The following is a 16,653-nucleotide window of genomic DNA, read 5'->3' on the forward strand; positions in this document are numbered from 1 at the left end:
CCCTTCTCGCAATCAACTGAACTCACGACGAACGGAGCACAATGATGTCGTCATCCCGATCCGCTACCGGCACACTGTCCAACGACTTCATCAACGGGGGTGTGTCGTTCTGGTACCGCGCCTCGGGCTTCCCGGAGTCGCGGCCGGCCCTGCCGGGATCCCAGGAAGCCGATGTGTGCATCGTCGGGGCCGGACTGACCGGGCTGTGGGCTGCCTACTACCTCAAACGCGAACAACCGGATCTGCGAATCGTCATCCTGGAGAAGGAGTTCGCCGGGTTCGGCGCGTCCGGGCGCAACGGTGGCTGGCTGTCGGCAGAGCTGGCGGGGTCCCGGGACGCCTACGCGTCCACTCACGGCCGCGACGGGGTGGCCACCCTGATGCGTGCCATGCGGGGTGCCGTCGATGAAGTGATCTCGGTTGCGGACGCAGAAGGCATCGACGCCGACATCGCCAAAGACGGTGTACTCCATGTTGCGCGGAACCAGGCGCAGTACGGCCGGCTGCTCGAAACCATCCCGTACGAACAGAGTTGGGGTGCCGCACCCGAGGATTTTGTCTTGCTGAGCCGCGACGAACTGGATGCCCGCATCCGGATCAACGGCGCCCTGGGCGGTCTGTTCAGCCCGCACTGCGCCCGGGTGCAGCCTGCGAAACTGGTGCAGGGCCTGGCTCGCGTGGTCGAGGGCATGGGGGTCACCATCTTCGAGCACACCGCCGTCACGGCCATCGAGCAGGGCCGCGCGGTGACGGATCGTGGGACGGTACGCGCGCCGTCGATCCTGCGGTGCCTGGAGGGTTTCACCGCCAGCATCCCCGGGCAGCGCCGGGAGTGGCTCCCCATGAACTCGTCGATGATCGTCACCGAACCACTGCCCGAGCCTGTACTGGACCAGATCGGTTGGCGCCGTGCCGAACTGCTGGGCGACTACGCACACGGCTACATGTATGCGCAGCGCACCGCGGACAATCGGATCGCACTCGGCGGCAGGGGAATTCCGTACCGGTACGGTTCGCGCACCGACGACCGCGGTGCCACTCAGCAGTGGACCATCGATGCACTGACCTCGCTGACCCACGACATGTTCCCCGCCACGCAGGACGTTCCGATCGCGCACGCCTGGTGCGGTGTTCTCGGTGTGCCGCGCGACTGGACGGCCACCGTGGACTTCGACGCCCGGACCGGGCTCGGCACGGCGGGTGGGTACGTGGGCAGCGGACTGACCACCACCAATCTCGCCGGCCACACTCTGGCGGATCTGGTGCTCACGCGTGACACCGAACTGACCCGGCTGCCCTGGGTGGGCCGGCGCGTCCGCCGCTGGGAGCCCGAGCCGCTGCGCTGGCTGGGTGTGCAGGGCATGTATGCCATGTACCGCACCGCGGACCGGCGGGAGTTCAGCGAGGAGACCTCTCGCACCAGCAAGCTCGCCCAGATCGCCAACAAGATCGCCGGACGTTGATCCGGCGCAGCACGAGGGAGACCACATGAGCGCCAACCCGACCGGGGTGCAGCACACGCCGCTGCAGCACGTCAACGCGGCCGGCGCCGCGCTGCCTGACCCGGCGCCGAAACCGACGAGCCGGGACAATCAACTCGAAGCCATCGCCGAGGTGTGGTCGGGTCCGTCCGCACTCGCCGGGATCTGGGAGTGCGGCCCAGGCGAATTCACCGCCGACCGGTCGAACGACACCGAGGTCTGCTACATCCTCACCGGCTCGGGCACCGTGGTCGGTGAGGACGGGGTGAGCGCCGACATCGCGCCGGGTTCCCTCCTGGTGCTCCCCAAGGGCTGGCGCGGCACGTGGGTGGTCCGGGAGACCATCCGCAAAACGTTTGTCAGCGTGAGTAATTGAGGCTCGTTCAGTGAAGGCCGTCGTGATCGGTGCGGGTGCCTGGGGGCTGCCGGCCGCCGCGCAACTGGCCCAGCGCGGCCATGCGGTGACGCTGGTGGACCGCTTCGGAGTGCAGAACCCGCAGTCGTCGTCCACCGGGCCGACCCGGTTGTGGCGGCTGGCCGACCCGGACCGCGCTCGGGTGCGGTTGTCGATGCGGGGTGTGGAAGCCATGGCACGGCTGCAGCACCGAAGTGGTGTCACGGTCTTCGAGCGGCGCGGGCTGCTGTGGCGCGACGACGAGTCCCTGCCCGCTCTCACCGACACCCTCACCGCCTTTGACATCGCCCACACCCCGGTGAGCCCGGGCGACGTGGGGCGCTGGTGGCCGGGGCTGCGGCCGGACGGTCGCGAGGCGATCTGGCAGCCGGAAGCCGGCATTGTGCTGGCGGCGGCGTTACTGCGCGCACAGCTGGAGTTGTTCGAAACGGCATCAGGCACAGCGTTGTTCGGGCACTCGGTGTCCGGCGTCGAAACCACGCCGTCCGGGGTGCGGGTGTCGCTGCGGGACGGTGAGGTGTTGGACGCCGACGTCGTGGTGGTGGCTGCGGGCCCCGCAGCGTCGCCGTTCAACGAAGCGTTCGGCATCGACGTTCCGCTGCACCCGTACCTGGAACAGGTGGTCCACTTCGGCGATCGCGCCCGCCCGCACCACTACGACGATTTCCCCTGCCTGTTCGACGGCCCCACCGATACACAACCGGGTATCTACGCCATGCCCACGCCCGGGGTCGGTTACAAGGTGGGTCTGGACGGGCCGCTCAGGGATTACCGCGAGGACGACGTCGACCGGACCCCGGATCCGGCGCGCACCAGTGTGATTCGAAGCCGGGTCGAGGCTGATCTGGCGACGGTCACATCTGAGGTGCTCGACGCTCAGGTGTGTTCGTGGACGGATTCACCGGACGGCAAGTTCATCATCGACGTGCTCGACGGCGGCGTGGTGGTGGCGTGTGGCGATTCGGGCGAGGGTTTCAAGTTCTCCGCGCTGATGGGTGAGGTCCTGGCGGACCTCGCCGAGGGGGCGACCCCGGATGCGGATATCGCGGCGTTGTCGTCGGCCCGGTTCGCCGCGGGGCTACCCGCGCGGTCCGGACCGAACGTGCTCGGTAGGCACTGAGAACCTCATTCCACGCGGGGCACCACGAGCACCGGCACGTCGACACCGGCCAGGATGCGCGCTGCCGTCGACCCCAGGAAGATCCGGCGTGGTGCCGCGAAGCGGCTGGAGCCGATCACCAGCAGGTCGCCGTCGGCCCATTTCAACTTGCGCAGTGCCGATTCCAGGGTGCTGCCGTCGGCCACCAGAGACTGGATGTCCGGCGCCTCCGGAACGGTGCGGGCGGCGGTGAGCAGGTTCTGTTCGGCAGCTTCGACCTGCAGGCGCCGGGTCACCGCCTTGGAGCTGTCGTCGGTGGCGTATTCGAGGGTGACCAACGAGACCATGCGGAGCGGCAGCGCCGCCGCACTGGCAAGAGCGAACGCGATCGGCAATGGGTTGTCGGTGCGATCGGTGGTGGGGACGGCGACGGTGATCTCGGAGATCTTGACCGGTGGTTCGTCACCCCAGCCGCGCGGCGCCAGCGCCACCGGAATGGGGGAGCAGTGCAGCAGCGCCCCGGCCACCGGGCCGATGGTGTGCCCGCCGAAGAATCCGTCCTTGGCGCCGCCCACCACGATCATGTCCGAGGACTTGCTTTCGGCGAAGTCGATGAGTGACTGGGCGAACGATTCGCCCACCAGCACCGCCGAGCCGGCGGTGACGCCCCAGCCGGCCAGTTTCGCCACCGCCTCGGCGACCCAGGCCTCGCCCTTGCTGACCAGCAGCTGCTGGTATTCAGCGCGGCCGGGATGCCCGTCGGGCAGTTCTTCCCGCACGATCAGCACCACATCGACGCTCGCGTCGAACGTCAGCGCAAGGTCCGCGGCCAGGGCGATGCCGTCGTTGCCGGTGGGGGTCGCCAGATACCCGACTGTCAGATGCATTGCAGGACTCTCTCTTTAGAAGGTGTCCGGGACCTTGACTTCGGTGGTGGCGTTGAGGGTTTCGCCGCGGAAGAACCGCTTGGTGCCGAACGCGAAGCATGCCAGCATCAGCGGAATGCCGAGCACCAGCATGCCGACGCCGAGCACGAACACCCCGCCGATGGATCCGAACGCGGTATAGCCGTAGTCGGGCTGGATCATGTCCTTGGCGCTCTGGACGAACGCCCAGGTCATGGCGAGCGCACCCAGCAGCGGGAAGATGCCGCGGAAGAACAGGTTACGGGCTGACTGGAACAGTGTGCGGCGGAAGTACCAGACGCAGGCGTAGGCGGTGATGCCGTAGTAGAAGGCGACGGCCAAGCCCAGCGAGGCCACCGAGTCGGCGAGCGCGTTCTCCGACAGGAAGCTCAACACCAGGTAGAAGAACAGCGCCGCGATACCCATCACGATGGTGCCGAAAGCCGGTGTCATGTACCGCGGGTGGACGCTGGCGAACCGCTTCGGGATGGCCTCGTAGACCGCCATCGACAAGGTGCCGCGCGCGGTGGGCAGGATGGTGGTCTGCGTCGAGGACAAACCCGAGATCGAGACGGTCAGCAGCAGCAGGGAGGCGGCGATGCTGCCGGCCACCGGCTCGCCGAGGATGGTCAGCACATCGTCGGCGTTCTCCTCGTTGTTCAACCCGATCCCGGTGTCGCCGAAGCCGGCGAAGGACTGCACCGCATAGGCCACCAGCACGTAGGTGCAGACCAGGATCAGGGTGGTGATGACGGCGGCGATCCCGGGTGTTTTGCCCGGGTTCTTGGTCTCCTCGCCGACGGCCAGACAGGCGTCCCAGCCCCAGTAGATGAAGATGCACAAGATGATGGCCGCGGCGATCGAAGAGGAGTCCAGGCCGGTGGGCAGCAACCACGACAGCGACGGGGAAATGGCCTGCTCACCTGCGGTACCGGAGAAGACGCGTACCAGTGCCCACACGCTGACGACGATCAGGACGCCGAACTGGATGGCGATCAGGACGTTCTGCACACGTTCGGACACCACGATGCCGCGGGCGCTCAGCAGGGTCATCGCGAAGATGAAGAACGACCCGAGCAGCACCTTGGCCGTCAGGTTGTCGGCCAGGGAATCCAGACCCAGGAACTTGAACAGATAGATCGCAGCGACCTCGGAGACGTTGGCCAGCACGATGATTGCCGACACCGCCAGACCCCAGCCGCCGATCCAGCCGATCCATGGGCCGAAGGCCTTCACCCCCCACGTGAAGGTGGTGCCGCAGTCCGGGGTGTCCTGGCTGAGTTCCTTGTATGCGAAGGCCACCAGCAGCATCGGGATGAACGCGAGGACGAACATCGACGGCGCTTTGTCCCCGACCGCCAACACGACGTAGCCGAGGGTGGCCGCCAGACTGTAGGCGGGAGCCACGGCCGCCAGCCCGATGACGATGTTTCCGACGAGCCCGAGGGCACCGGCTTGCAGGCCCTTGCCGGTGGTGGCGGGGGCCGGCGGTTCAGCGATTGCCATGGTCGCAAAATATACGGTTCGAGTGGTTGCTGCGGCACTTTACGACGGAATAGTTTTCCTGTGAGTAACACAGCAACTGATTTCGTTGCTGGCTGGCTACCTGTGCGTGTGGGTGGACCCCGGCCGATCCGCCCGTGTTCTGTGCCCGCCCACGACCTTCGGGTGCGAGGTTACGCTCGGTTTCGTGACGTCGGCAGCCGCTCGGGCAGACCTGTTTCAGGCGCTGCGACCACACCTGCTCGCGGTCGCGTATCGGCTCACCGGAACGTTTGCCGACGCTGAGGATGCGGTGCAGGATGCGTGGCTGCGCTGGGACCGTTCCGACGAGCACGTCGCCGATCCACGGGCGTGGTTGACGACGGTGGTCAGCCGGCTCAGCCTGGACCGGCTGCGGTCTGCGGCGCACCGGCGCGAAACCTATGCGGGTCACTGGCTCCCGGAACCAGTGGTGACGGCGGCAGGGTCGGATCCGTTGGAGGCGGTGGTGGCCGACGAGGACGCCCGCTTCGCCGCGATGGTGGTGCTCGAACGGCTCAGCGCCGATCAGCGGGTGGCGTTCGTCCTGCACGACGGGTTCGGGATGCCGTTCTCGGAGATCGCCGAAGTGCTCGGTGCTAGCGCGGCCGCCGCGCGTCAACTCGCGTCACGCGCGCGGCGTCTCGTGGCGGACGCCCCGGCGCCGCCACGCGCCGACGAGCACGACGAGGTGGTCGGGCTTCTCCTGGCTGCGATGGCCCGCGGTGACCTGGCTGCCGTCGTCGCACTCCTGCATCCCGAGGTGACGTTCACCGGCGACTCCAACCGCCGTGCACCCACCGCTGTTCAGGTGATCCGCGGGCCGGACAAGGTGGCTCGTTTCCTGTTCGGGTTGGCGCACCGGTACGGTCCGGGCTTCGTGACGTCCAGCCGCTTGGCGGCCGTCAACGGAGACCTGGGCGTCTACACACCAGGCAAACCGGAGGGGGATGGGTTCCCGGCCATGCAGCCGCACATCATCGCGCTCACGGTGGTGGACGGAAAGGTCAGCGCGGTCTGGGACGTCGCCAATCCGGACAAGTTCACCGGGTCTCCCATGGCACCCGGCACGCGTCGCCCGAACTGAACCCCTGCTCGGTGATGCCCAGTGCGCTGTTCATGCGCGCCCGCATGTTCTCCACGCCGATCTGGTAGGTCAGCTCGATCACGCCGGCGTCGCCGAACCGTCGCCGGAGATCGGCGACCTGCTCGTCGGTGACGGTGTGCACGTCGGTGGTCATGGCGTCGGCGTAGGCGATGGCCGCGCGCTCGTCATCGGTGAACAGCTCCGAGGTGCGGTACTCGTCGATGTGCGTCAGTCGGTCCATGTCCAGACCGTCGAGTCGCATCAGCATGGAGCCGAAGTCCACACACCACGAGCAGCCGACCGTGCGGGCGGTCCAGAACACGGCAAGCTCGCGGATGTTGGCGGGCAGGGTGGTGGAGGCGCGCTCGAGCATGCCCTCGTGCATCCCGCCCGCGAGCAGGAGCTTGCGATGGTGAGCGTAGACGGCGAAGGGTTCGGGGACGGCGCCGAAGCGGCGTTTTGCGTAGCGGTAGAGCAGGCGGGTCAGCAGCGGAGCGTTGTCGGGTGGCACCGGTGCGATGCGTGAAGTGGTCATGCACTCAAGACGAGCCAGCCCCCGATAGTGTGACAATCCCTCTCGGCCGACCGCGCGTGTCTGTACGTCAACACGCGGCCATTTCCGTACAAAAGCGTGCGCTCGTCAAGACTTGCGGCTGTGATGCCGGCGCGCTTTCATGCGGTTGCCGCACACTGCCATCGAGCACCAGCGCGCGGTGTTCGGCTTGCTGCGGTCGATCAGGAACAGGCGGCACTCGGTGTTGGCGCAGGGCCGGATCCGCCCGGGACTGGTGATTCGCAGGCGGTCCCACGCCAGCGCCGCGCGCACGGCGCCCGTCGGCGAGGTCAGCTGCCAGTCGATGCCGCGTTCGGAGGCCGTCGGAACCAACTGAGCTGCAGCCACAATGGGCTGCAGGGCCGACGGCGGCTGGTCGCCCCGGACGATCGCCTGAAGGACTGCCCGGGCCTGGAGCAGCGCGGTCCACTCCTGCTCGGTGGCTGAGATGGCGTGGTCGGTCATCCAGTGCGCGGCAGTGTCGAAAACGGCCAGTCCGTCGGTGGGGGTGCCATCGATGACCGGCGTCGTATTGAGCAGATCCAGCAGCAGCACCTCGTCGTCGGCGCCGGCGGCAACCACATCCATGTCTAACCTCCAAAGTCCTGTTGACAGGTTACCTGATCTAGTGTTCCATGGGGTAACCGCCAAAAATAATTTTAGGAGTTAGATATGTCCGTCCATCATCGCTACGCCACCGTCGCCGGACGTCAGCTCTTCTACCGTGAGGCCGGTGACCCCGACGCGCCGGTCATCGTCCTGTTGCACGGTTTCCCCACCAGCTCGTTCATGTTCCGCCACTTGATCCCGGAGTTGTCCGACCGGTATCACGTGATCGCACCCGACTACCTGGGGTTCGGGTATTCGGATGCGCCCTCGGTCGACGAATTCGACTACACCTTCGACGCGCTGGCCGACCTGACGGCCGATCTACTGAAAAGCCTTGGGATCAGTCGGTATTCGATGTATGTGCAGGACTACGGTGCGCCCGTGGGATGGCGCCTGGCGCTGCGCGACCCGCAGGCCGTCACGGCGATCATCACGCAGAACGGCAACGGCTACGACGCCGGGTTCGTCACGGACGGTTGGCAGACGGTGTGGGATTACCAACGCGAGCAGACCCCCGAGACCACCAAGGCGCTCACCGAGTTCCTCAGTTTCGACGCCACCAAGTTCCAGTACACCGCGGGTGTTCCCGACGAGAGCCTGATCAGCCCCGACACCTGGCATCACGACTTCGCACTGCTGTCGCGCCCCGGCAACACCGAGATCCAGCTCAAGCTGTTCCTCGACTACGCCACCAATCCCAAGCTCTACCCGTCGCTGCACGAATACCTGCGCGACAGCAGAGTTCCCGTGCTCGCGGTGTGGGGTGACAAGGACCCGTTCTTCGGTCCGGACGGTGCCCGGGCATTCGCCGAGGACGCCGTCGACCCCGAGATCCACTTGGTCGACGGTGGCCACTTCCTGCTCGAGAGCCATCTGGCTGAGGTCGTCGCCTTGATCCGCGACTTCCTGACCCGCCGCCTCTCCTAGGGCGAACGCGCGTGTTTGTCCGCCGACACTCCGTGCCCGGCGTACCAACGCGCGCGCTCACGCAGCAGCGCGGACCAACTGGCCTTTGATGCGGCGGGCCATCGCCCACTTGGCCTGGCGGACGTCATCGGCCACGATCGACAAGACCGACCATCCGACTTCGATCAACGCGGCCCGCTTCTGGCGATCTCTTGCGAAGTCGTCGGGCTCGGAGTGCCAGTCGTACCCGTCGTACTCGACTGCCACCGCGAACTCCGGCCAGGCGAAGTCCACCCGCCAGAGCCGTCCGTCCCGGTCGACGATCTGGTACTGCAGCTCGGGATCAGGTACGCCGCAGTCGCGCATCGCCAGACGCGCTTCGCTTTCCATCGGAGACTCCGCTTCGGGTCGGGCCAGCGGTATCAGTTCGCGCACCTGAACTATCCCGCGCCTGCCCTTCTGGCGCGCGGCGGCCAGAGTCAGCGCCGTCGGAGTGCAGGTGCCGCTGCGCAATGCGGCATCGAGTGTGGCGAGAGCGCGGGGTCGGTGCAGACTACGGGCCACTTCGACGGCGGTCCATGCGGCGGTGGTGGCCGGCCGGCCGTCGACAACAGTCAGCGGTGCGCCCTCGCGGCGGTGCACCACCAGGCCGTCACTGTCGCGCAGCAGCTGGCCCGCCGGATTGAGCACGTGGAGATCCATCACGTCCTGGGTGTCGAAACCGTATGCTGCCGCGGCGGTTCCGAGACATATGGCCACCGGCTCGCCGGCCCGCAAGTCCAGACCGCTCAGCCTGATGAGGGGGTCCGGTTCATCCGGGCTGTAGACGCCGGGCCAGACCTTCCACAGCTCGCCGCTGTCCAGCGCTGACTGCATGGCGCGACGGCTGAGCACGCGCAAAATCTGCCCCGAGGTCGCTACGCCGCCCTGGGCGTCGAAGAGGTCGCTGAGCACCTCGGGATCGTCGGGCGATACCCGAAACTCGGAAAGTCACCCTGTGGATAGAGCAACGAGCGCGCGGGTTTGTACACGGAACACGGAGTGTTCCCGTACAAACACGCGCGCTCGCGCGAAAGAACTCAGCGGGCGAACATCAACGCGCGCTTGACTTCCTGGATCGCCTTGGTGACCTCGATACCACGCGGGCAGGACTCGGTGCAGTTGAACGTGGTCCGGCAGCGCCACACCCCGTCCACCTCGTTGAGGATGTCGAGCCGCTCCGCGGCGGCCTCGTCACGCGAGTCGAAGATGAACCGGTGCGCGTTGACGATCGCCGCCGGGCCGAAGTACGAACCCTCGGTCCAGAACACCGGGCAGCTGGTGGTGCAGCAGGCGCACAGGATGCACTTGGTGGTGTCGTCGTAGCGGGCGCGGTCGGTCTGGCTCTGGATCCGCTCACGGGTGGGCGGGTTGCCGGAGGTGATCAGGAACGGCTTCACCGCGCGGTAGGCGTCGAAGAACGGCTCCATGTTCACCACGAGGTCCTTCTCCACGGGCAGGCCGCGGATCGGCTCGATGGTGATGGTCAGCTGCTTGCCGGCCTTCTTCGGCAGCATGTCGCGCATCAGCACCTTGCACGCCAACCGGTTCACACCGTTGATGCGCATGGCATCCGAGCCGCACACACCGTGGGCACAGGACCGGCGGAACGTGAAGGTGCCGTCGAGGTAGCTCTTCACGTAGGTCAGCAGGTTCAGCAGCCGGTCGGTGGGCAGGCAGGGCACCCGGAAGCTCTGAAAGCCTGCGGCGTCCGGGTTTTCGGGGTTGAAACGGGCGATCTTCAATGTCACCATCACCGCTTCGTCGGGGATGGGGGGCAGAGGCGAATCGCCGGCTTCGGGCTTGTCCAGAACAGCAGTCATCAGTACTTCCGTTCCATCGGCTCGTACCGGGTCTGGACCACGGGCTTGTAGTCCAACCGGATGTCACTCAACAGGTCAGAACCCTCTTTGTAGGCCATCGTGTGGCGCATGTAGTTGGTGTCGTCACGGTTCGGGTAATCCTCGCGCGCGTGTCCGCCACGAGATTCCTTGCGGTTCAGCGCGCCCACGACGGTGACCTCGGCCAGCTCGAGCAGGAAGCCCAGCTCGATGGCCTCCAGGAGATCGCTGTTGTAGCGCTTCCCCTTGTCGTGCACGGTGATTCGGGAGTAGCGCTCCTTGAGGGCATGGATGTCGGTCAGCGCCTGCTTGAGCGTCTCCTCGGTGCGGAACACCGCGGCGTTGTTGTCCATCGACTGCTGCAGCTCGCCGCGGATGTCGGCGACGCGCTCGTGGCCGTGCTCCGAGAGGATGTCACCCACCCAGTCGACGACCATCGACGCGGGGGCCGGCGGCAGTTCCACGAAATCGTGCTTGGCGGCGTACTCGGCAGCGGCGATACCCGCACGGCGGCCGAACACGTTGATGTCCAGCAGCGAGTTGGTGCCCAGCCGGTTGGCGCCGTGTACCGAGACACACGCGCACTCGCCGGCGGCGAACAGGCCCGGGATGATGTTGTCGTTGTCGCGCAGCACCTGGCCGGTGATCGTGGTCGGAATGCCGCCCATCACGTAGTGGCAGGTGGGGTAGACGGGCACCAGTTCGGTGACCGGGTCCACGCCGAGGTACGTGCGGGCGAACTCGGTGATGTCGGGCAGCTTGGCCTCGAGCACGTCGGCACCCAGGTGGCGCACGTCGATGTAGACGTAATCCTTGTTGGGGCCCGCGCCGCGGCCTTCGAGTACCTCGAGCACCATCGACCGCGCCACGATGTCGCGCGGTGCCAGGTCGACGATCGTCGGGGCGTAGCGCTCCATGAAGCGCTCACCGTCGGCGTTGAGCAGACGTCCACCCTCACCGCGCACGGCCTCGGAGATCAGGATGCCGAGACCGGCCAGGCCGGTCGGGTGGAACTGGTGGAACTCCATGTCCTCCAGGGGAAGCCCCTTGCGGAAGATGATGCCCAGGCCGTCGCCGGTAAGGGTGTGCGCGTTGGAGGTGGTCTTGTACATCCGGCCCGAGCCGCCGGTGGCGAAGACGATGGCCTTGGCGTGGAAGACGTGGATGTCGCCCGTCGCGAGTTCGTAGGCGACGACACCGGTGGCCACCGGACCGTTGGGCGTGTCGGTCAGGGTGATGTCGAGGGCGTAGAACTCGTTGAAGAACTCGACGTCGTGTTTGACGCAGTTTTGGTACAGCGTCTGCAGGATCATGTGGCCGGTGCGGTCGGCGGCGTAACAGGCCCGGCGCACCGGGGCCTTGCCGTGATCACGGGTGTGACCGCCGAAGCGACGCTGGTCGATGCGGCCTTCCGGGGTGCGGTTGAACGGCATCCCCATCTTCTCCAGGTCGAGCACCGCGTCGATGGCCTCTTTGGCCATGATCTCGACGGCATCCTGGTCAGCCAGGTAGTCGCCACCCTTGACGGTGTCGAAGGTGTGCCACTCCCAGTTGTCCTCTTCGACATTGGCCAGGGCGGCGCACATACCGCCCTGGGCCGCGCCGGTGTGCGACCGGGTGGGGTACAGCTTGGTCAGCACCGCGGTGCGGGCCCGGGGGCCCGCCTCGACGGCGGCGCGCATACCGGCGCCACCGGCGCCGACGATCACGACGTCGTAGCGATGTTCTTGGATCATTGCTCTCAACCCCCGATGTTCGCGTCGAACGTCAGCAGCACGTAGGTGCCGAGTACCAGCGTGAAGATCATCGACAGCGCCAGCAGGGTGTTCAGCCAGAAACGCGTCGAGTCCTTGCGGCTGTAGTCGGCGATGATGGTGCGCATCCCGTTGCCGCCGTGCAGCTGCGCGAGCCACAGCAGCAGCAGGTCCCAGGTCTGCCAGAACGGCGATGCCCAGCGCTGCGCGACGTAGTTGAAGTCGATGCGGTAGACGCCGTTATCCCAGATCAGCATGATGAACAGGTGGCCCAGCGCCAGGAACACCAGCACGATCCCCGAGAACCGCATGAACAACCACGCGTACTTCTCGAAGTTCGGCATGCCGCCGCGGCGCCGGGGCGCGCGGGGGTTGTCCAGCCCGGCCGGACGATCGAAGCTCTTCTCCAGGATCGGCGCGATCGGCCGTTCACGGGACTGTTCAGGTGCGCTCATAGGAATCGCTCCGCCATGTGCATGCCCAGCACCACGAGGGCGGGCACCATTACCAACAACCAGATCACCGCGACGCCCAGCAGCATCTTCTTCTGATGCCGGGGTCCCTCCGACCAGAAGTCCACCAGGATCACCCGGATGCCGTTGAGTGCGTGGAACAGCACCGCGGCCACCAGGCCGACCTCCATGAGGCCGATGATCGGCGTCTTGTAGGTCTCGATGACGGCGTTGTAGGCCTCGGGGCTGACCCGGACCAGTGCGGTGTCGAGCACGTGCACGAAAAGAAAGAAGAAAATGGTTGCACCCGTGATGCGGTGCAAGACCCAGGACCACATTCCTGGATCGCCCCGATACAGGGTGCGCCGGCGTGGCTTCTCCTGCTTGGCAGGCTGTGCCGGTGCCGCTGTACTCATCAGCGCCTCCAACGCCATCGGTGGACGCCGGGGCCGCGCGTCGCGCCCCAACGTGGCGGTGTTCGATTCCCAATTGTTGCTTCGGGCAACCGTCGGGTGGACTCTAATCCCATTTGTAGTAACCAACTAATTGCCGAATCGATGCCGGGTATGCATGTGACGCCAAAGTTAGGGTGGCCTTGCTAAATAGCCTGGTCAGGACAGGGGTGTGGTGAATGCATTCAGAGAGAATCGCCGGCGGGCTCGATGAGCACTGAAATTGACTGGAATGTCCTGCAGGACAAGGCAATTGAGGCATCGAAGCGGGCTTATGCGCCGTACTCGGGTTTTCCGGTCGGGGCGGCCGCGCTAGTCGACGATGGGCGAATTGTCTCCGGATGCAATGTGGAGAATGTCTCATATGGCCTGGGTCTCTGCGCGGAGTGTTCTGTGGCCTGCGCCCTGCATTCCAGCGGTGGCGGACGGCTGATCGCGCTGGCCTGTGTGGCCGCCGACGGCGAACTCCTGATGCCCTGCGGACGGTGCCGGCAGGTGCTGTTCGAACACGGCGGGGCCGAGCTGTTGATCGGCCACCCGGCCGGCCCGAAGCGGCTGGCCGAACTGCTGCCCGACGCATTCGGGCCCGACGATCTCACCCGCGGAGGCCAAAGGCAGTGACCCAGTTCACATTCGACGCTCCGACCGTCATCCGCACCAAGCGCGACGGCGGCCGGCTCTCCGGCGACGCCATCGACTGGGTGATCGACGCCTACACCCACTCCCGCGTCGGCGACGAGCAGATGGCGGCGCTGCTGATGGCGATCTTCCTGCGCGGAATGGATCGCGAGGAGATCGCACGGTGGACAGCGGCGATGATCGCCTCGGGGGAGCGGCTCGACTTCTCCGATCTGGGTCTGCGGCTCGTCGACAAACACTCCACCGGCGGAGTCGGCGACAAGATCACCATCCCGCTGGTGCCGATCGTCGCCGCATGTGGCGCCGCGGTCCCGCAGGCCGCCGGCCGCGGGCTCGGCCACACCGGCGGCACCCTGGACAAGCTGGAGGCCATCCCCGGTTTCACCGCCGAGATCAGCAAAGGCCAAGTGCGCCAACAGCTGTGTGAGGTCGGTGCGGCGATCTTCGCCGCCGGCGATCTGGCGCCGGCCGACCGCAAGATCTACGCGCTGCGCGATGTCACCGCCACCACCGAGTCGCTGCCGCTGATCGCGAGCTCGATCATGAGCAAGAAGCTCGCCGAGGGAGCCGACGCGCTGGTGCTCGATGTCAAAGTGGGCTCGGGGGCGTTCCTGAAGAAGCGCGAGGAGTCCTGGGAGTTGGCGCGCACCATGGTCGCGCTGGGCGCCGCGCACGGCGTCCCGACCCGGGCGCTGCTGACCGACATGGCCTGCCCGTTGGGCCGCGCGGTGGGCAACGCGGTGGAGGTCGCCGAGTCCGTGGAGGTGCTGGCCGGCGGCGGGCCCGCGGACGTGGTGGAGCTGACGCTGGCGTTGGCGCGGGAGATGCTCGCCGCCGTCGGTCTCGACGGCCGCGATCCGGCCGACACCCTGCGCGACGGAACCGCCATGGACAGCTTCCGCGCAATCGTCGCCGCCCAGGGCGGCGACGCGACCGCGCCGTTGCCGCAAGCCGCGCATTCCGAGACCGTCACCGCACCCCGAGGCGGCACAATGGGGGACATCGATGCATTGGCGGTGGGTATGGCGGTGTGGCGGCTCGGAGCGGGCCGCGCGGCCCCGGGTGAGCAGGTGCAAGCCGGCGCCGGGCTGCAGATTCACCGCCGTCCCGGCGAGCCCGTCGCCCCGGGTGACCCGTTGTTCACCTTGTTCACCGACACTCCCGAACGGTTCAGCGCGTCGCTGGCTGAACTCGACGGCGCCTGGAGTGTGCAGGACCAGGCGCCGGCGTCACGTCCCCTCCTCATCGATCGGATTGAGTCATGACTCCACTGACGCTCGACAACATCAGGCAGGCGCCGAAGGCGCTGCTGCACGATCACCTCGACGGTGGCCTGCGGCCGTCGACCGTGCTGGAGATCGCCTCCGAGATCGGTTACGACGAGCTGCCCGCCACCGACATCGACGGGTTGGCGGAGTTCTTCCGCACCGCAGCCCATTCCGGGTCGCTGGTGCGCTACCTGGAGCCGTTCGCGCACACCGTGGCCGTCATGCAGACTCCTGAGTCGCTGCACCGGGTGGCCTACGAGTGTGTGGAGGATCTGGCTGCCGATTCGGTGGTGTACGCCGAGGTCCGCTTCGCCCCGGAACTGCACATCGACGAGGGGCTGTCGCTGGACGCCGTGGTCGACGCGGTGCTGGCCGGGTTCGCCGACGGGGAGAAGGCCGCCGGAGCCGACGGCAAGACCATCACGGTGCGCTGCCTGGTGACGGCCATGCGCCACGCCGCGCGCTCACGGGAGATCGCGGAGTTGGCGATCCGGTTCCGCGACAAGGGCGTGGTGGGCTTCGACATCGCCGGCGCCGAAGCCGGCTACCCTCCCACCCGGCATCTGGATGCGTTCGAATACATGCGGAACAACAACGGACGCTTCACCATTCACGCCGGCGAGGCGTTCGGTCTGCCGTCGATCCACGAGGCCATCGCGTTCTGCGGCGCCGACCGGCTCGGGCACGGGGTGCGGATCGTCGACGACATCGAGCTTTCACCCGACGGTGCCGCCCGGCTGGGCCGCGTCGCGGGGATCGTGCGTGACAAGCGCATCCCGCTGGAACTGTGCCCGAGTTCGAACGTGCAGACGGGGGCCGTCGACAGCATCGCCGAGCATCCGTTCGACAAGCTGGCCCGGCTGCGGTTCCGGGTCACCGTCAACACCGACAACCGGCTGATGAGCGACACCACCATGAGCCAGGAGATGCTGCGCCTGGTGGAGGCGTTCGGCTACGGCTGGAGTGACCTGGAGCGGTTCACCATCAATGCGATGAAGTCGGCGTTCATCCCGTTCGACCAGCGGCTGGCCATCATCGACGAGATCATCAAGCCGCGCTTCGCCGTCCTCATCGGGTGATTTCGGCGCGTTCGTAACCGCTGAGCGGTTACGAACGCGCCGAAACCGCTGACATCAGCTCCACAGGGCGCGCCAGGTGACCGGCCCGATGATTCCGTCGACTTTGAGCTGGTTGCCGTAGTAGTCGAGGAAGTCGGTCTGGAACTTCTCGACAGCGGCCTTGGTCAGCGGGCCGAAGACACCATCGATGGGACCCGGGTCGTACGGCGGGTACTTGAAGTTCTTCAGAATCTCCTGCGCCAGATAGACCGCGTTGCCGGTCGAGCCTTCCTTGACGGTCGGCGGTGCCAGCCGCGCCCACGTCTGGGGACCGACGATGCCGTCGACCTCCAGCGGGAACGAGTAGGCGCTGTACTCACCGACGCTTCGGTCGAGTTGGTAGCGCAGTACTCGGTTCCGCGTGACGGGGCCGAAGATGCCGTCATCGGTGCCGTCGGGAAGGTAATACCGGTAGATGAGTTCACGCTGGGCCTTCTTGACGGCCTCGCCGGTGGAACCCAGCTTGATGATCGGATCGCTCATGATCGCACTCCTTGGATGAGTGTGTTTGTCG

At 66.7% G+C, this 16,653-nt stretch carries 18 protein-coding genes; 8 read left to right on the forward strand and 10 right to left on the reverse strand.

Going from position 1 to position 16,653, the window contains the following annotated elements; genetic code table 11:
* The first annotated feature begins 44 nt into the window (after positions 1 to 44).
* Genes AC3A6P_RS09670 through AC3A6P_RS09680 form a run of 3 tightly spaced genes read left to right on the forward strand, consistent with a single transcriptional unit; the run spans position 45 to position 3,016 of the window.
* Positions 45 to 1,463, forward strand: a complete 1,419-nt coding sequence (locus AC3A6P_RS09670; RefSeq protein WP_487691110.1) for an NAD(P)/FAD-dependent oxidoreductase — start codon at positions 45 to 47, stop codon at positions 1,461 to 1,463.
* A gap of 25 nt (positions 1,464 to 1,488) precedes the next feature.
* Complete coding sequence (locus AC3A6P_RS09675; protein WP_487691112.1) at positions 1,489 to 1,857, forward strand: cupin domain-containing protein; 369 nt, start codon at positions 1,489 to 1,491, stop codon at positions 1,855 to 1,857.
* Positions 1,858 to 1,867: 10 nt separating this feature from the next.
* Complete coding sequence (locus AC3A6P_RS09680) at positions 1,868 to 3,016, forward strand: FAD-dependent oxidoreductase (RefSeq protein WP_487691113.1); 1,149 nt, start codon at positions 1,868 to 1,870, stop codon at positions 3,014 to 3,016.
* A 5-nt stretch (positions 3,017 to 3,021) separates the two neighbouring features.
* Here AC3A6P_RS09680 and AC3A6P_RS09685 read toward each other — a convergent pair whose 3' ends face one another.
* Together AC3A6P_RS09685 and AC3A6P_RS09690 are read right to left on the reverse strand one after the other, a co-directional pair.
* Complete coding sequence (locus AC3A6P_RS09685) at positions 3,022 to 3,882, reverse strand: universal stress protein (protein WP_487691114.1); 861 nt, start codon at positions 3,880 to 3,882, stop codon at positions 3,022 to 3,024.
* A gap of 15 nt (positions 3,883 to 3,897) precedes the next feature.
* A complete protein-coding gene (locus AC3A6P_RS09690) occupies positions 3,898 to 5,406 on the reverse strand; it encodes an APC family permease (RefSeq protein ID WP_487691115.1) in 1,509 nt (502 codons plus the stop codon).
* Positions 5,407 to 5,590: 184 nt separating this feature from the next.
* Here AC3A6P_RS09690 and AC3A6P_RS09695 point away from each other — a divergent pair, with 184 nt between their 5' ends.
* On the forward strand, positions 5,591 to 6,508 hold the full coding sequence (locus AC3A6P_RS09695) for a sigma-70 family RNA polymerase sigma factor (RefSeq protein WP_487691117.1): 918 nt from the start codon (positions 5,591 to 5,593) through the stop codon (positions 6,506 to 6,508).
* Here AC3A6P_RS09695 and AC3A6P_RS09700 read toward each other — a convergent pair.
* Both AC3A6P_RS09700 and AC3A6P_RS09705 read right to left on the reverse strand, forming a co-directional pair.
* Positions 6,465 to 7,043: a carboxymuconolactone decarboxylase family protein gene (locus tag AC3A6P_RS09700; protein ID WP_487691119.1), complete on the reverse strand. Its 579-nt coding sequence runs from the start codon at positions 7,041 to 7,043 to the stop codon at positions 6,465 to 6,467. The two genes, AC3A6P_RS09695 and AC3A6P_RS09700, sit on opposite strands and share 44 nt — an antisense overlap.
* A 105-nt stretch (positions 7,044 to 7,148) precedes the next feature.
* On the reverse strand, positions 7,149 to 7,649 hold the full coding sequence (locus tag AC3A6P_RS09705) for a CGNR zinc finger domain-containing protein (RefSeq protein ID WP_487691121.1): 501 nt from the start codon (positions 7,647 to 7,649) through the stop codon (positions 7,149 to 7,151).
* Positions 7,650 to 7,733: 84 nt separating this feature from the next.
* Between AC3A6P_RS09705 and AC3A6P_RS09710 the strand changes: the two genes are divergently transcribed.
* Entirely contained in the window at positions 7,734 to 8,597 is an 864-nt protein-coding gene (locus AC3A6P_RS09710; protein WP_487691123.1) for an alpha/beta fold hydrolase, read from the forward strand.
* A 57-nt stretch (positions 8,598 to 8,654) separates the two neighbouring features.
* Here AC3A6P_RS09710 and AC3A6P_RS09715 read toward each other — a convergent pair whose 3' ends face one another.
* The 5 genes from AC3A6P_RS09715 to sdhC all read right to left on the reverse strand — a co-directional run bounded on the left by AC3A6P_RS09715 (position 8,655) and on the right by sdhC (position 13,078).
* A complete protein-coding gene (locus AC3A6P_RS09715; RefSeq protein ID WP_487691125.1) occupies positions 8,655 to 9,530 on the reverse strand; it encodes a type IV toxin-antitoxin system AbiEi family antitoxin in 876 nt (291 codons plus the stop codon).
* A gap of 125 nt (positions 9,531 to 9,655) precedes the next feature.
* A complete protein-coding gene (locus AC3A6P_RS09720; RefSeq protein WP_487691127.1) occupies positions 9,656 to 10,438 on the reverse strand; it encodes a succinate dehydrogenase iron-sulfur subunit in 783 nt (260 codons plus the stop codon).
* Positions 10,438 to 12,192 (reverse strand): succinate dehydrogenase flavoprotein subunit, encoded by a 1,755-nt coding sequence (sdhA, locus tag AC3A6P_RS09725; protein WP_487691129.1) that lies wholly within the window; start codon positions 12,190 to 12,192, stop codon positions 10,438 to 10,440. Before sdhA ends, AC3A6P_RS09720 begins: the two co-directional genes overlap by 1 nt.
* A gap of 5 nt (positions 12,193 to 12,197) precedes the next feature.
* On the reverse strand, positions 12,198 to 12,665 hold the full coding sequence (locus tag AC3A6P_RS09730) for a succinate dehydrogenase hydrophobic membrane anchor subunit (RefSeq protein WP_487691131.1): 468 nt from the start codon (positions 12,663 to 12,665) through the stop codon (positions 12,198 to 12,200).
* Positions 12,662 to 13,078 (reverse strand): succinate dehydrogenase, cytochrome b556 subunit, encoded by a 417-nt coding sequence (sdhC, locus tag AC3A6P_RS09735; RefSeq protein ID WP_487691133.1) that lies wholly within the window; start codon positions 13,076 to 13,078, stop codon positions 12,662 to 12,664. Before sdhC ends, AC3A6P_RS09730 begins: the two co-directional genes overlap by 4 nt.
* A gap of 246 nt (positions 13,079 to 13,324) precedes the next feature.
* Between sdhC and AC3A6P_RS09740 the strand changes: the two genes are divergently transcribed.
* The 3 genes from AC3A6P_RS09740 to AC3A6P_RS09750 are packed head-to-tail and all read left to right on the forward strand — an operon-like array spanning position 13,325 to position 16,100.
* Complete coding sequence (locus AC3A6P_RS09740) at positions 13,325 to 13,735, forward strand: cytidine deaminase (RefSeq protein ID WP_487691135.1); 411 nt, start codon at positions 13,325 to 13,327, stop codon at positions 13,733 to 13,735.
* Complete coding sequence (locus tag AC3A6P_RS09745) at positions 13,732 to 15,018, forward strand: thymidine phosphorylase (protein WP_487691137.1); 1,287 nt, start codon at positions 13,732 to 13,734, stop codon at positions 15,016 to 15,018. Before AC3A6P_RS09740 ends, AC3A6P_RS09745 begins: the two co-directional genes overlap by 4 nt.
* The gene (locus AC3A6P_RS09750; protein ID WP_487691138.1) at positions 15,015 to 16,100 is read left to right on the forward strand and encodes an adenosine deaminase; all 1,086 of its coding nucleotides are present in this window, start codon (positions 15,015 to 15,017) and stop codon (positions 16,098 to 16,100) included. The genes AC3A6P_RS09745 and AC3A6P_RS09750 overlap by 4 nt, the downstream gene beginning before the upstream one ends.
* Positions 16,101 to 16,154: 54 nt before the next feature.
* Here the strand turns inward: AC3A6P_RS09750 and AC3A6P_RS09755 are convergent, their stop codons facing one another.
* On the reverse strand, positions 16,155 to 16,622 hold the full coding sequence (locus AC3A6P_RS09755) for a peptidoglycan-binding domain-containing protein (RefSeq protein ID WP_487691140.1): 468 nt from the start codon (positions 16,620 to 16,622) through the stop codon (positions 16,155 to 16,157).
* Positions 16,623 to 16,653 lie beyond the last annotated feature (31 nt).

The sequence above is a fragment of the Mycobacterium sp. Soil_C_30 genome (assembly GCF_057656995.1).